Raw genomic sequence first — 14,399 nt, 5'->3', positions numbered from 1 at the left:
CCCCGCCGGAGTCTCTTATGCCGAACATCACCTTCATCGACGCTCACGGAGAAAGCCGCACCGTCGAGGGCGACACGGGCTCCACGGTGATGGAGACGGCGATCCGCAACGCGATTCCCGGCATCGAGGCCGAATGCGGCGGCGCCTGCGCCTGCGCCACCTGCCATGTCTATGTCGACGATGCCTGGATGGGAGCGGTGGGCCACGCCGAGCCGATGGAAGAGGACATGCTGGACTTCGCCTTCGACGTCCGGCCGACCTCGCGCCTCTCCTGCCAGATCCGGATCAGGGACGACCTCGACGGGCTCGTCGTGCGCACCCCCGCGCGCCAGGGCTGAGCCCGCTGACCGACGCGCGCCCGGCGCCCTGCCGTATCGCGCATTTTGCGCTGGATCATGGCGCGCGTGCTGGCAAACTCCAGAATGGTTCTGCAACCAGCCTTGGAGCATGCGATGTATAAGTCGATTCTGGTCCCCGTCGATCTCGCGGAGGCCGACCTTGCCAAGCCCGCGATCGCGGCTGCCGTATCCTTTGCCAAGGTGTCGGGCGGTGTGGTGCGGCTGGTCTATGTCCGCTCGCTGGTTCCCGTCACCTACATGGAATTCGTGCCGGCCGATTTCGATACCGAGCAGCAGCAGGATGCTGAAGCGAAGCTCGCCGAGATTGCGGCGAATGTAGACCTGCCCGCCGATCACGTCTCGGCCAAGGTGCTGATGGGCTCGGTCCATGGCGAGGTGTTGGCCGAGGCGGATGCCGCCGGCATCGACCTCATCGTGATCGGATCGCATGAGCCCGGCATGCTGGCCTATGTCATCGGCTCGAACGCGTCGGCCATCGTGCGCCGAGCCAAGTGCTCGGTGCTGGTGGTTCGCTGACCTTCAGTCCGCCCGGCCCGGAACGAGGCTGTCGGGCACTTCACCGGTCGCGAGTTCGCGCGGCCGGTTGAGGCTGACGAGCGGCCACACCTGCCAGAACGAGGCGGCGATCAGCAGGACGCCAAGCAATCCGGCATTGGTCGCGCCCTGCTGGAAGGCCCGCAGCGAGAAGACGGTCAGCATCAGCAACGACAGCGCCCCGACCAGGGCGACACCGAGCCAGAGCGGCTTCGGCCGCCCGGCGACGAAGCGGGCGCGGGGATTGGCCCGCGCGATCGCAGCCGACAGTGCCGAGACGAAGCGGTGATAGCGCGCATCGTCGCGGTCGAGATCGGTCAGAGAGCGCCACGAGAGGTTGCCGAAGGTCACGGTCCGGCCATCGCTGAGCCGCAGCTGCGTCTTGTAGCCTTTGGACGAGATGTTGCCTGGCGCATAGACGAAGCGCACCTGCTCGACGGCGCTGAGCCTGATGCTGTCGACGCGGCGTGTCCGGTCGATCTCGAGGCTGTCGCCGACGAGCTCGTAGCTGATCTCGAACCCAACCGGCTTCGGCCGCTGGCGCCAGCTTGGGGGAGGGGTGTCGTCCAGCTCTTCGTTCATGATCGTCATCGTCAACGCGCCAGAACCCTCATGGCACCGTCCAGCCCGTCGAGCGTCAGCGGGAACATGCGCCCAGCCATCAGCCCGCCGATCTGCCGGATCGACTGGGTATAGTTCCACAGGTGCTGCTGCACCGGATTGAGCCAGACCGATTTAGGAAACCTGTTCACCAGCCTGTTCATCCAGACCTCGCCGGCCTCCTCGTTCCAGTGCTCGACCGAGCCGCCGGGCATCGCGATCTCGTAGGGACTCATCGAGGCATCCCCGACGAAGACGAGGCGGTAGTCGGAGGGGTAGGTGCGCAGAACGTCCCAGGTCGGGATGACCTGATCATGCCGGCGGCGGTTCTCCTTCCAGACGCGCTCATAGGGGCAGTTATGGAAGTAGAAGTGCTCGAAATGCTTGAACTCGGCCCGCGCCGCCGAGAACAGCTCCTCTGCCAGCTCGATATGCCAGTCCATCGAGCCGCCGACATCGAGGAAAAGCAGCACCTTCACGGCGTTGCGGCGCTCGGGCCTGAGCTTGACGTCGAGATAGCCGTGCTTGGCCGTCTCGCTGATCGTGTTGTCAAGGTCGAGCTCGTCGGCCGCGCCGGTGCGGGCGAAGCGGCGCAGCCGCCTCAGCGCGACGCGCAGGTTGCGCACGCCGAGCTCGCGCGTGTCGTCGAAATCCTTGAACTCGCGCTTGTCCCAGACCTTCACGGCCCGGAAGTTGCGGTTCTTGTCCTGGCCGATACGGATGCCTTCGGGATTGTAGCCATAGGCGCCATAGGGCGAGGTGCCGCCGGTCCCGATCCATTTGTTGCCGCCCTGGTGGCGGCCCTTCTGCTCCTCAAGCCGCTGTTTCAGCGTCTCCCAGAGCTTGTCCCAGCCCAGCGCGTCGATCTGCGCCTTTTCCTCGTCGGTCAGGAATTTCTCGGCAAGCTTGCGCAGCCATTCTTCGGGGATGGCTGCCTGCTCGATCGCCTGGCCCAGTGTCTCCATGCCCTTGAATACCTGAGCGAAGACCTGGTCGAACTTGTCGAGATGGCGCTCGTCCTTCACCAGCGTGGCGCGAGCGAGGTAGTAGAATTCGTCGACCTTGTGCTCGGCAAGGTCGGCCTCGACGCCTTCGAGCAGCGTCAGGTATTCGCGCAGGGTCACTGGGACCTTGGCGGCGCGCAGATCGGTGAAGAGGCGAAGGAACATGCAGCCAGCGTCATTCTCGGGCGGAGCGAAGCGTAGACCCGAGAATCGCGTCGAAGAGATGCCGGGGTCAAGCCCGAGCATGACGGCGAGACTCAAGCAGCGTCCACGCGAAGCGCGAACGCCGCTCGATCCCGAACGTTGGCTTACGCCACCGCGTCGGCGAGGTCCTTGGTGACCTTGAACTTCACGACGGTCTTGGCCGGAACCTTGATGGTCGCGCCCGTCGACGGGTTGCGGGCCTCGCGGGCCTCGCGCTTGGCGGCGGAGAGCTTGCCGATGCCGCCGAGCGTGACGTCGTCGCCGCTCTTGAGGGTCTTGGCGACGGTCGTGCCGAGAGAGGCCAGGATGGCGGAGACGTCCGCCTTGGTCTTCCCGGTCTCGTCCGCGATGGCAGCGATCAGTTCATTCTTGGTCATGAAATCCTCCTTGAGAAGGTGCTTCAGGCGTCGCGTGCTGGATGACGGCCGTTCATGCTCGTTTCCGACACGAGCGACCGCGACACATGGATGCTATTCGCGGCGCGCAACTCACGCAGTTGCCACGGTTATCGAGGAAAGACGATGCCCGCGGCGGTAGATACGCACAGAAAACGGCTTCGTTCCGTCGATACAAGGGCTGATAATGCCGCTTTTTAGGGGGACGCGTCCCGACGCGGACTTGGAGACAGGACGAGGAGCGCATCGCGCGAATCAAAACGCCGGCGGATTGGAAGCCCGCCGGCGTTGATGGAAAGCAGGATCAGGCCTGGATGCCGTCGACGTACCAGTCCATCTTGGAGAGCATCTCGTCGCTGGCCGTCTCGCCGGCTTTGAGGCGAATTTCGCCCTTCTGGTCCTTCAGCTCGCCCGTGAAGGGGTGCAGCGTCCCGGCCGAGATGCCCTTGATCACTTCGTCGGCGGCTGCGCGTGCTGCGGGCGTAACGGCGTCGTTATAGGGCGCGAGCCTGACGAAGCCATCCTTGATACCGCCCCAGACGTCGCCGGTCTTCCAGCTGCCGTCCATGACCTCCTTGACGCGCTTGATGTAGTAGCCCGACCAGTCGTCGACGATGGCCGTGAGATGAGCCTTCGGCGCGAAGGCCTTCATGTCCGACGCCTGGCCGAAGGCGAAGACGCCGCGCTGCTCGGCCGCCTGGAGCGGGGCGGCGGAGTCGGTGTGCTGGGTGATCATGTCGGCGCCCTGGTCGATCAGCGCCTTGGCCGCGTCGGCTTCCTTGGCAGGGTCGTACCAGGTCGAGGCCCAGACGACCTTGGTCTTGAAGTTCGGGTTCACCTTGCGGGCGGCGAGGTGGAAGGCGTTGATGCCCATCACCACCTCCGGGATCGGGAAGGAGGCGACGTAACCGGCCTGGCCCGTCTTCGACATGTGGCCGGCGATGGTGCCGATCACGGCGCGGCCCTCATAGAAGCGTGCGTTGTAGGTCGCGACGTTCTCGGCGCGCATATAGCCGGTGGCGTGCTCGAACTTGATCTTCGGGAACTGCTTCGCGACCTGGATGGTCGGGTTCATGAAGCCGAAGGAGGTCGCGAAGATCAGCTGGTTGCCGGCCTGGGCGAGCTGGCGCAGCGCGCGGGCCGCATCCGGGCCTTCCGCGACGTTCTCGATGAAGCTGGTCTTGATCTTCGCGCCGTATTCCTTCTCGAGCGCGAGCCGGCCCTGGTCATGCGTCCAGGTGTAGCCATGGTCGCCGATCGGGCCGACATAGATGAAGCCGACGCCGAGCGGCGCCTGCGCCGAGGCGCCGCGGCCGAGGATCGGCAGGGTGGAGGCGGCGGCCGCGCCGAAGGTCAGCCTGCGGCGGGTGATGATGCTGGTCATTGTCCTGTGAACTCCTCGTTGTCGGTTGCGGCGTCAGGACGCCGAGAAGGGTTTGCCGAGGCAGGCGGGCGCGTCGAGCCGGCCGGTCTTCCGTCCTAGCGACATCATGGTCAGAACCGCAATGGTCGCAAGGTAGGGGGCCATCGCCAGCACCTCCGGCGCGAGCCAGGTGACACCGGCTGCCTTGGCCTGCAACTCCAGCGTCATCACAGCGCCGAAGAGATAGGCGCCGAGCAGCAGGCGGCCGGGCTTCCAGGCCGAGAACACGACGAGGGCGAGCGCGATCCAGCCGCGTCCGGCCGTCAGACGGTCCGCCCACATCGGCGTCAGCGCCAGCGAGAAATAGGCGCCGCCGAGTCCCGCGAGCGCCCCGCCGAAGGCGATCGCGGCATAGCGGATCGCGATCACGGGATAGCCGATGGCATGGGCGGAGGCGTCGTTCTCGCCGACAGCACGCAGGATCAGTCCCGCGCGCGTGCGGCGCAGGAACCAGCTGACGCCCGCGACGAGTGCCAGCGAGAGATAGACGAGGATGTCGTGGCCGAAGATCACCCGCAGCAGCGGGTGTTCCGAAAGCGCCGCCGGAAACACCGGCTGCAGGCGCGTCACGGTGCGCCCGACGAAGCCCGCGCCGATGAGGGAGGAGGCGCCGATGCCGAAGATCGTCAGCGCGAGGCCGGTCGCGACCTGATTGGCCATCAGCGAGAGGGCGAGCACGGCGAAGATCATCGCGGCGGCGACGCCGGCGAATGCTGCGGCGAGGAGACCGAAGCCTGTGCTGCCGGTCGAGAAGGCGACGGCGAAGCCCGCAACCGCGCCGCACAGCATCATGCCCTCGACGCCGAGGTTGAGTACGCCGGCCTTCTCGGCGACGAGCTCGCCCAGCGCCGCGAGCAGCAGCGGCGTCGAAGCCGCGATCAGGGTCATCAGGATGGAGACGAGCATGGCCGTGGTCATGCCGCTCTCCGCTTCCAGACGATGCGCCAGCGGACCAGCACGTCGGTGGCGAGCAGCATGAACAGCAGCATCGCCTGGAACATGCCGGTCGCCGCCTGCGGCAGTCTCACCGTCGATTGCGCGATCTCGCCGCCGACATAGGTCGCGGCCAGTACGATGCCGCCGAAGACGATGCCGAGCGGATTGAGCCGGCCGAGAAAGGCGACGATGATCGCCGTGAAGCCGTAGCCGACCGGGAATTGCGGGGTGAGTTGCCCGAACGGCCCGGCCGCTTCGAACAGCCCGGCAAGGCCGGCGAGCGCGCCGCTGATCAGCAGCGTTGCCCAGGTCGTGCGCGCAGCGCTGAAGCCGCCATGGCGGGCGGCGGCGGGCGCGAGGCCGACGACCTTGATCGCGTAGCCCGCAGTGGTCTTCTCCATCAGCAGCCAGGCGACGATGGCGAGGATGAGCGCGACCGGGATGCCGAGATGGACGAGCGAGCCTTCGAGCACCGTCGGCAGCGTCTGGTCGGCGGTGAACATCCGCGTTTGCGGGAAGTTGAAGCCGTCCGGGTCCTTCCAGGGGCCGCGAACGAGGAAATACAGGAACTGCACGGCGACATAGGTCAGCATCAGGCTGGTCAGGATCTCGCTGACCTGCAGCTTGACGCGCAGGAAGGCGGGGATTGCGGCCCAGGCCATGCCGCCGAGGATGCCGGCCAGCACCATGGCCGGCAGGATCCACCAGCCGGTCATGTCGTAGGTCGCGAGCGCGACGCCTGTGCCGGCGATGGCGCCCATGATGTACTGGCCCTCGGCGCCGATGTTCCAGACATTGGCCCGGAAGCCGATGGCAAGTCCGAGCGCGATCATGATGAGCGGCGCGCCCTTCACGCCGATATCGGCCCAGCGCTGCGGCTCCAGGAGCGGTGTCAGGAAGATGCTCCCGACCGCATGGAAACCGTCATAGCCCATCGCGGTGAAGACGATCATGCCGAGCAGCATGGTGAGCCCGATCGCGATCAGCGGGCTCAGAGCCAGCATCAGCGTGCTCGGCTCGCGGCGGCGGCGCCATTCAAGCATGAACGGCTTCCTCCGCGCCGTGGACGCCGCCCATCATCAGGCCGATCTCGTCGATGCCCAGGCTCGCGACCGGGCGCGGGGCCGAGAGGCGGCCTTCGTTGATGACGCAGAGCCGGTCGGCGAGCTCGAGCAATTCGTCGAGATCCTGCGAGATCACCACCACGGCCGAGCCCTTGGCGGCGAGGTCGACGAGCTCCTGCCGGATCGCGGCGGCAGCGCCCGCATCGACACCCCAGGTCGGTTGCGAAACGACGAGCACGGCCGGCTGCTGGCCGATCTCGCGGCCCATGATGAACTTCTGCAGGTTGCCGCCAGAAAGCGAGCGCGCCAGTGCGGCATTGCCGGTGGTCCTGACGTCGAAGAGCTTGATGACGCCGTCGGCGAAACGCTGGACGGCGCCGCGGCTGATGATGCCATGCGGCGCCAGCGGCAGCCGGTGGCGCGCGGTCAGGACACCGTTGTCGGCGAGCGAGAAATCCGGCACGGCGGCGTGGCCGTTGCGCTCTTCGGGCACGCAGGCGAGGCCGAGCGCCCGGCGCGCGCCGGCGCCTTCCAGGCCGATGGCCTTGCCGTCGAGCTTGATCGCTTCGGCATTGGCAACCAGTTGCTCGCCGGAGAGCGCGGTCAGCAGCTCCGCTTGCCCGTTGCCGGCGACGCCGGCGATGCCGAGGATCTCGCCGGCGCGCGCCTCAAACGAGACGTTCTCCAGATCGGTGCCGAAGGGCGGCTCGCCTGGCAGCGAAAGCCCCTTGGCCTCCAGCCGGACAGCACCGCCGCCGGCCGTCTTGCCATGCTCGATCTTGCGGAGCTCCGCGCCGATCATGAGCTCGGCCATGCGCTTGGTCGTTTCTGCCTTCGGATCGCAGGTCGCCACGACCCGTCCTGCCCGCAGGATGGTGGCACCGTCGCAGAGCGCTTTGATCTCATGCAGCTTGTGGGAGATGTAGAGGATCGAGCAGCCTTCCGCCGCGATCTGTCTGAGCGTCGCGAACAGGCGCTCGACCTCCTGCGGCGTCAGCACCGAGGTCGGCTCGTCCATGATCAGCAGCTTCGGCTTCTGCAGCAGGCAGCGCACGATCTCGATGCGCTGGCGTTCGCCGACCGAGAGCGTATGCACCTCCCGCTCCGGATCCAGCGGCAGCGAATAGGATTGCAGGATCGCGGCGACGCGGCGCTTCAGCTCCTCGCGGTCCACCGCTTCGTCGAGCCCGAGCGCAATGTTCTCGATCACCGTCATCGCGTCGAACAGCGAGAAATGCTGGAAGACCATGCCGATGCCGAGCTTGCGCGCGGCCTTGGGCGAAGGGATCGAGACGGGCGAGCCGTTCCAGGAGATGGTGCCCTCGTCGGCCTGCTGCACGCCGTAGATGATCTTGACCAGCGTCGATTTGCCGGCGCCGTTCTCGCCGAGCAGGGCGTGGATCTCGCCGGGCCGGACGCTCAAGCTGATGTCTTCGTTGGCTTTGACGCCGGGAAAGCTCTTCGAGATATGGGCGAGCGCCAGCCGCGGCGGCACTTCCTGCTCACGCGGCTGATTCATGTTTCGAGCGTCTCCCTTTCGCCGGCTCCCGGCGGCCAAGCAAGCAACGCACCAGCTCGGCTGCCGTCAAGGCCGCGATCACCTCCGGGCGCTTGTCGTCCACATCCGAACCGCCGATCGGGCAGGTCAGGTGCGCCAGCGTCGCACGCCGGCCACCGGCACGCAGGAAGCTGGCCTCGAAACGGGCGCGCTTGGTGCCCGAGCCGATCATGCCGACATAGGCAGCGTCGCCGCGCGCCAGCGCCGACTCCGCCAGACGGTAGTCCAGCGCGTGGCTGTGCGACAGCACGACGAAAGCTGCGTTCGCCGGCGCGCTTGCGATTGCATCGACCGGATCGGCAATGCGGATGCAGGTGACGGCCGGCGGCAGCCCGCTCATGACGTCGTCGCGATCGTCGATCAGCGCAATCGAGAAGGGCAGGGGCGCCAGCGCATGGGCCAGGGCCCTGCCGGTATGGCCGGCACCGAAGATCAGGACAGGGGGCCGCGCCGCCGCCTCCGCCTTTTCGCAGGCGGCGAACAGGGCGATTTCGGCAGCTCCGGCGTGGCGCAGCGAGACGCGCACCCGCCCACCACAGCACTGCCCCATCTGCGGGCCGAGCGGAATGTCGAGCAATTGGTCCTCGGCGCCCTCGCTCAGCATATGCCGGGCGAGGTCGATGCAGTGGAACTCGAGCTGCCCGCCGCCGATCGTTCCCGCGATCGCCGTAGGGCTGACAGCCATGCAGGCGCCGGCCTCGCGCGGCGTCGAGCCTTCCGTGCCCTCGATCCGCACGAGAACGATGCCTTCATGCTGATGTCCGGTGATGAAGGCGGCGAGGGTCATGGAGAACCTCCGCCGTCATTGTGGGGCGGAGCGAAGCGCAGACCCGAGAATCTCTGGCCGGAAAAGGAGTGTTCTCGTCCCGAGATGCTCGGGTCAAGCCCGAGCATGACGCGCGAGGAGCGCAGGCCGCTTGAAAGCCTCATCGTCCCGCTTCCGCTCTTACACGCTCGACCGCGTCCAGAACCCGCTCCGGCGTCGCGGGCGCATCGAGGCGCGGGCAAATCCGGTAATCGCCGACGCTCGCGACAGCGTCGGACAGAGCGTGCAGCACCGAGATCGCCAGCATCAATGGTGGCTCGCCGACAGCCTTGGAGCGATGAATCGTCGGCTCGCGGTTCGGCGCGTTCTCCAGCAGATGCACGTTGAAGATGCGAGGCCGATCCGACGCGACGGGGATTTTGTAAGTGGACGGCGCATGCGTCCAGAGCCGGCCCTTCCTGTCCCAGACCAGTTCCTCGGTGGTCAGCCAGCCCATCCCCTGCACGAAGCCGCCCTCGATCTGCCCCTTGTCGATCGCCGGGTTCAGCGATTGCCCGCAATCGTGGAGAATATCGACGCGCTCGAACTTGTACTCGCCGGTGAGCGTATCGATCGCGACCTCGGCCGCCGCCGCGCCATAGGCGAAATAGTAGAAGGGATGACCGCGCCCGGCCTTGCGGTCCCAATGGATCTTCGGCGTCGCGTAGAAACCCGTCGCCGAAAGCTGGATGCGGGCCAGGTAGGCGGCGGCGACCAGCTCCTTGAATGCGATCTCGCGGGGGCCGATCTTCACGCGCCCTTGCAGGAAGGCGATATCCTCCGGCGCAGCCTGCCAGTGCCTCGCAGCGAAGGCCGTCAGCCGCTGCTTGATCGTCTCGCAGGCGTCGAGCGCGGCCATGCCGTTGAGATCGGAGCCGGAGGAGGCGGCGGTGGCCGAGGTGTTCGGCACCTTGCCGGTGGTCGTTGCGGTGATCTTCACCTGATCGAGCCCGATGCCGAAGGCATGGGCCACTACCTGCGCCACCTTGATGTAGAGCCCTTGCCCCATCTCGGTGCCGCCATGGTTCAGCGCAACCGTGCCGTCCGTATAGACATGCACCAGCGCCCCGGCCTGGTTGAACCAAGTCGCGGTGAAGGAGATGCCGAATTTCACCGGCGTCAGCGCAATGCCGCGCTTGATGATCGGGCTCTTGGCATTGGCTTCGCGGATCGCCGCCTTGCGTGCCTGGTAGTCGCAGCGCCGCTCCAGCTCGGCGATGACATCGGCCGCGATATTGTCCTCGACCGTCTGGTGATAGGGCGTGACGTCCCGGCCCGGGCCGCCATAGAGATTGCGTCGGCGCACCTCCAGCGGGTCGAGCCCGGTGGCATAGGCGACTTCCTCGATGAAGCGCTCGGCCCCGACCATGCCTTGCGGCCCGCCGAAGCCGCGGAAGGCGGTGTTCGAGCATGTGTTGGTGAAGAGCGGCTCCGAGCGGGCGCGCACCGCCGGGTAGAAATAGCAGTTATCCATGTGGAACAGCGCGCGGTCGGTCACCGGCCCCGACAGATCGGCGTTCCAGCCGCAGCGCGCGGCGTAGACAGCATCGAGCGCATGGATGCGGCCGTCATCGTCGAAGCCGATCTCGTAGTCGCAGACGAAGTCGTGGCGTTTGCCGGTGATCGCCATGTCGTCGTCGCGGTCGGGCCGGAGCTTGACTGGGCGCTTCAGTTTGTGGGCGCAGAGCGCGGCGACGCAGGCGAAGAGATTGGCCTGCGTTTCCTTGCCTCCGAAGCCGCCACCCATGCGCCGGACCTCGACCGTCAGCGCATGCGAGCCGGTGCCGAGCACGGCGGAAACCATGTGCTGGACCTCGCTCGGATGCTGGGTCGAGACAAGGACGTGCATGTCCTCATCCTCGCCGGGGATCGCCAGCGCGATCTGRCTTTCGAGGTAGAAATGCTCCTGCCCGCCGATCGCCATCGAACCCTTCAGCCGGCGCGGGCTTTCGACGAGCGCGGCAGCGACGTCGCCGCGTTCGAGCTTGAGGGGCGCGGTGACGAGTTGGCCGCCCGTCTTACGCGCCGCGGCGATGTCGATCAGCGGTACTTCCTCGGCGTATTCGGCCTTCGCCAAGACGGCGGCGTGCCGCGCCTGCTCCCGCGTTTCGGCGACGACGGCAAAGAGCGGCTGGCCGTGGAACAGGATGGCCTCGGTCGCGAAGACCGGCTCGTCATGGAGATGCGTCGAGGAGATGTCGTTGACGCCGGGAATCTCGGCCGCGGTCAGGACGGCGACGACGCCCGGCGCGGCGCGGACGGCCTTGAGATCGAGCGATATGAGCTTGCCATGGGCGATGCTGCTCGTGCCGAGATAGGCATGCAGCAGCCCTTCGGGCGCGGCGATGTCGTCGATATAGAGCGCTTCTCCCGCGACATGCTTGGAAGCGGAATCATGTGGCCGGGCAGAGCCGACCGGCCCGGTTTCCGCCACGATATCAAGCTTGCGACGCGCGTCAGCCATGGGCGGCCTCCGCCAGCAGGCCGGCGACCCGCGTTTCCGTCTCGGGCTGTGTCGTCTCGATCAGGAAGCGGCGCAGCAGGTTGCCGGCGATCTTGACCCGATAATGCGCCGAGGCGCGCATATCGTCGAGCGGCGTGAAATCCTGAGACAGGGCAGCGATTGCGGCACTGACGGCCTTTTCGTCCCAGGCTCGGCCGATCAAGGCAGCCTCGGCCGCAGCCGCGCGCTTCGGAATGCCGGCCATGCCGCCATAGGCGAGGCGGGCCTCGCTGACGCGGTCATCGCTGCCGAGCGTCAGCCGGAAGGCGCCGCAGACGGCGGAGATATCCTCGTCGAAGCGTTTCGAGACCTTCGAGGTGTGGAACAGCATGCCGTCTGCGAGCTTGGGGACCAGCACGGCTTCGACGAATTCGCCGGGGCGCCGGTCCTGCTTGCGATAGTCGAGGAAGAAGCTCTCGAGCGGGATGGCGCGGCGAGTCAGTTCATCCTCACCCGTCATCGCGAGCGCAGCGAAGCGATCCAGGCGCGCGCGCTCTACGTCCCCCTGGATTGCTTCGTCGCTGCGCTCCTCGCAATGACGAGAGGTCAACACCAGCGTCGCGCCCAGCGCGATCAGCGCCGGCGGCAGGTCTCCGATCGGCGAACCGTTGGTGACGTTGCCGCCGATCGTGCCGGCATTGCGCACCTGCTCGCCGCCGAAGCGCCGCATCAATTCATCGAGCTGCGGCGACAGGGCCGCGAGCGCTTCGCGCACATCGATATGACCAGCCATCGCACCGATGCGCAGATGGTCGCCCTCGTCGGTGATGGCGCGCAGCGGCTCGATCCGTCCGAGATAGATCACCGGATCGAGGCGCTTCATCGCCTTGGTGACCCAGAGTCCGACATCAGTCGCGCCCGCCACCAGCGTCGCCTGAGGATGCGCGGCGACGAGTTCGGCCAGCGTATCGACCGTCACGGGGGCGTAGAAGCGCCCGCCTTCGCCTTGCAGGGACAGCGTCTCGTCATCATTCAGGGCGATGAGGCGGCCCGCAATGGCCTCGCGCTCCTGATGGAAACGATCCGCTTCGCGCGGGGCGATCTCGTCCATGCGGCGGCCTGCGGCGATGATCGGCTCATAGCCGGTGCAGCGGCAGAGATTACCGGCGAGCGCATCCTCGATGCGCCCGACACTCGGCTCTGCTTCGTTAAGCCTGAGCGTCAGCAGCGACATCACGAAGCCCGGCGTGCAGAAGCCGCATTGCGAGCCGTGACACTCCACCATCGCCTGCTGGACCGGATGGAGGCTGCCGTCCGCCCCCTTCAGATGCTCCACGGTGAGGAGTTGGCAGCCATCCAGCGTCGGCAGGAAACGGATGCAGGCATTGATCGCCTCGTAGCGCAGCCGCCCCTTGTCGAGCCGGCCGACCACGACGGTGCAGGCGCCGCAGTCGCCCTCGGCGCAGCCTTCCTTCGTGCCGGTCATGCGCTGGTCCAGGCGCAGCCAGTCGAGCACCGTCAAGGTCGGGTCGCAGCGGTCGAGTTCGACCAGCCTGTCGCCGAGCAGAAAGCGCAACATCTCACGCATCCCGCCCGCTCCGCTCGCACAGCCATTTCATGCCTGCAGATTAGGCATGATCCGGCCTTGGCCGGAAGCTTCGATTTGGTGCAGATGTGATGTGGAATTGTGCCGGAGCTGCCCGACGTGACCGCCTCCACCTCCCTCCGCGCCCTGCGCGGCCGCCTCTTCTGGTTCGTCGACGCCCCTGAGACCGCAGGCGAGGGCGCGCATCGCTATGTCGAGGACGGGCTGCTGGTCGTCGAGAACGGGCTGGTCAAGGCGGCAGGCGAGGCGCGGGAACTGCTGCGGACGCTGCCGGCCGATGCCGAGGTCGTCGATCACCGCCCGCATCTGATCATGCCGGGCTTGATCGACGCTCACATCCACATGCCGCAGACTCAGGTCATCGCCTCCTATGGTGCGCAGCTGATGGAGTGGCTGAACAAATACACCTTCGTCGAGGAGCAGAAGCTCGCCCAGCAGGGGCATGCCGAAAAGCTCTCGCGCTTCTTCCTCGACGAGCTTCTGGCCAACGGCACCACCACGGCGGCGGTCTATTGCTCGGTCCATCCGCGATCGGCGGAGGCCTTCTTCGCCGAATCGGAGCGCCGCAACACCCGCATGATCGCCGGCAAGGTAATGATGGACCGGAATGCCCCGGAAGCGCTGACCGATACGGCCGAGAGCGGCTATCGCGATTCGAAGGCGCTGATCGCGCGCTGGCACGGCAAGGGCCGGCAACTCTACGCCGTCACACCGCGCTTCGCGATCACCTCGACGCCCGAGCAGATGGCGGCGGCCGGGAGGCTGGCGGCCGAGCATCCCGACTGCCACGTCCAGACCCATATCAACGAGAATCGGGCCGAGATCGCCTTGGCCCGTGAGCTCTTTCCGCAGGCGGCTGACTATGCCGACATCTATCGGGGCTATGGGCTGCTCGGCCCCGGAAGTCTGATGGGCCACTGCATCCACATGACTCACAATGAATGGAAGGCCTTCGCCGAGACGGGTGCGGTCGCGGTGTTCTGCCCGACCTCGAACCTGTTCCTCGGCTCAGGCCTGTTCGACTGGGCCCATGCCCGGCAACGCGGCGTGAAGGTTGCCGTCGCGACCGATATCGGCGGCGGCACCTCCTATTCGATGCTGCGGACCATGGCTGAGGCCTACAAGGTGCTGCAGCTGCAGGGCCAGTCGCTCTCGGCCTTCGCGGCGCTGCATGCGATCACGCTCGGCAATGCCGTCGCGCTCGGCCTCGATCATCTGATCGGGAGCTTCGAAACCGGCCGTGAGGCGGATGCGGTGGTGATCGATACGGCTGCGACKCGGGCTATGGCGCATCGCATGGAGACGGTGCGAGATCTGGCGGAGGAGCTCTTCGTACTCGTCACGCTCGGCGACGAGCGCAACGTCGCCGCGACCTATGTGATGGGGGAGAGGGTGGGGCGCGTGGAAGGCGCTCCCTGACGCCAGCCGTCATGGTCGGGCTTGTCCCGACCATCCACGTCTTCCCTGA

The 14,399-nt window shown here is 66.7% G+C and carries 13 protein-coding genes; 3 read left to right on the top strand and 10 right to left on the bottom strand.

Translation table 11 applies throughout. The features are described from left to right. Positions 1 to 17: 17 nt before the first annotated feature. The gene (locus AB4Z10_RS01910) at positions 18 to 338 is read left to right on the top strand and encodes a 2Fe-2S iron-sulfur cluster-binding protein (protein WP_441468661.1); all 321 of its coding nucleotides are present in this window, start codon (positions 18 to 20) and stop codon (positions 336 to 338) included. A 114-nt stretch (positions 339 to 452) separates the two neighbouring features. Next, a complete protein-coding gene (locus AB4Z10_RS01905) occupies positions 453 to 875 on the top strand; it encodes a universal stress protein (protein WP_441468660.1) in 423 nt (140 codons plus the stop codon). Positions 876 to 878: 3 nt separating this feature from the next. Here AB4Z10_RS01905 and AB4Z10_RS01900 read toward each other — a convergent pair whose 3' ends face one another. The 10 genes from AB4Z10_RS01900 to AB4Z10_RS01855 all read right to left on the bottom strand — a co-directional run bounded on the left by AB4Z10_RS01900 (position 879) and on the right by AB4Z10_RS01855 (position 12,913). Continuing rightward, on the bottom strand, positions 879 to 1,475 hold the full coding sequence (locus AB4Z10_RS01900) for a hypothetical protein (RefSeq protein WP_441468659.1): 597 nt from the start codon (positions 1,473 to 1,475) through the stop codon (positions 879 to 881). A gap of 11 nt (positions 1,476 to 1,486) precedes the next feature. Next, a complete protein-coding gene (locus tag AB4Z10_RS01895) occupies positions 1,487 to 2,662 on the bottom strand; it encodes a vWA domain-containing protein (RefSeq protein WP_441468658.1) in 1,176 nt (391 codons plus the stop codon). 143 nt (positions 2,663 to 2,805) lie between these two features. Continuing rightward, positions 2,806 to 3,105 (bottom strand): HU family DNA-binding protein, encoded by a 300-nt coding sequence (locus tag AB4Z10_RS01890; protein ID WP_441468967.1) that lies wholly within the window; start codon positions 3,103 to 3,105, stop codon positions 2,806 to 2,808. Positions 3,106 to 3,400: 295 nt separating this feature from the next. After that, on the bottom strand, positions 3,401 to 4,480 hold the full coding sequence (locus tag AB4Z10_RS01885) for a BMP family ABC transporter substrate-binding protein (RefSeq protein WP_441468657.1): 1,080 nt from the start codon (positions 4,478 to 4,480) through the stop codon (positions 3,401 to 3,403). A gap of 33 nt (positions 4,481 to 4,513) precedes the next feature. Beyond that, on the bottom strand, positions 4,514 to 5,437 hold the full coding sequence (locus AB4Z10_RS01880; protein ID WP_441468656.1) for an ABC transporter permease: 924 nt from the start codon (positions 5,435 to 5,437) through the stop codon (positions 4,514 to 4,516). Next, positions 5,434 to 6,498: an ABC transporter permease gene (locus AB4Z10_RS01875; RefSeq protein WP_441468655.1), complete on the bottom strand. Its 1,065-nt coding sequence runs from the start codon at positions 6,496 to 6,498 to the stop codon at positions 5,434 to 5,436. Before AB4Z10_RS01875 ends, AB4Z10_RS01880 begins: the two co-directional genes overlap by 4 nt. After that, positions 6,491 to 8,038 (bottom strand): ABC transporter ATP-binding protein, encoded by a 1,548-nt coding sequence (locus AB4Z10_RS01870; RefSeq protein ID WP_441468654.1) that lies wholly within the window; start codon positions 8,036 to 8,038, stop codon positions 6,491 to 6,493. Before AB4Z10_RS01870 ends, AB4Z10_RS01875 begins: the two co-directional genes overlap by 8 nt. Beyond that, entirely contained in the window at positions 8,022 to 8,864 is an 843-nt protein-coding gene (gene xdhC / locus AB4Z10_RS01865; RefSeq protein ID WP_441468653.1) for a xanthine dehydrogenase accessory protein XdhC, read from the bottom strand. The genes AB4Z10_RS01870 and xdhC overlap by 17 nt, the downstream gene beginning before the upstream one ends. Positions 8,865 to 9,003: 139 nt before the next feature. Next, positions 9,004 to 11,346 (bottom strand): xanthine dehydrogenase molybdopterin binding subunit, encoded by a 2,343-nt coding sequence (gene xdhB / locus AB4Z10_RS01860; RefSeq protein ID WP_441468652.1) that lies wholly within the window; start codon positions 11,344 to 11,346, stop codon positions 9,004 to 9,006. Next, positions 11,339 to 12,913 (bottom strand): xanthine dehydrogenase small subunit, encoded by a 1,575-nt coding sequence (locus AB4Z10_RS01855; protein ID WP_441468651.1) that lies wholly within the window; start codon positions 12,911 to 12,913, stop codon positions 11,339 to 11,341. The genes xdhB and AB4Z10_RS01855 overlap by 8 nt, the downstream gene beginning before the upstream one ends. Positions 12,914 to 13,030: 117 nt before the next feature. Here AB4Z10_RS01855 and guaD point away from each other — a divergent pair, with 117 nt between their 5' ends. Further along, complete coding sequence (guaD, locus tag AB4Z10_RS01850; RefSeq protein WP_441468650.1) at positions 13,031 to 14,350, top strand: guanine deaminase; 1,320 nt, start codon at positions 13,031 to 13,033, stop codon at positions 14,348 to 14,350. Positions 14,351 to 14,399: the final 49 nt, after the last annotated feature.

It is taken from the genome of Allobosea sp. RAF48 (assembly GCF_052114025.1).
In the GTDB taxonomy this organism is placed as follows: Bacteria; Pseudomonadota; Alphaproteobacteria; order Rhizobiales; family Beijerinckiaceae; genus Allobosea.
This window is presented reverse-complemented; position numbering and strand designations above follow the sequence as displayed.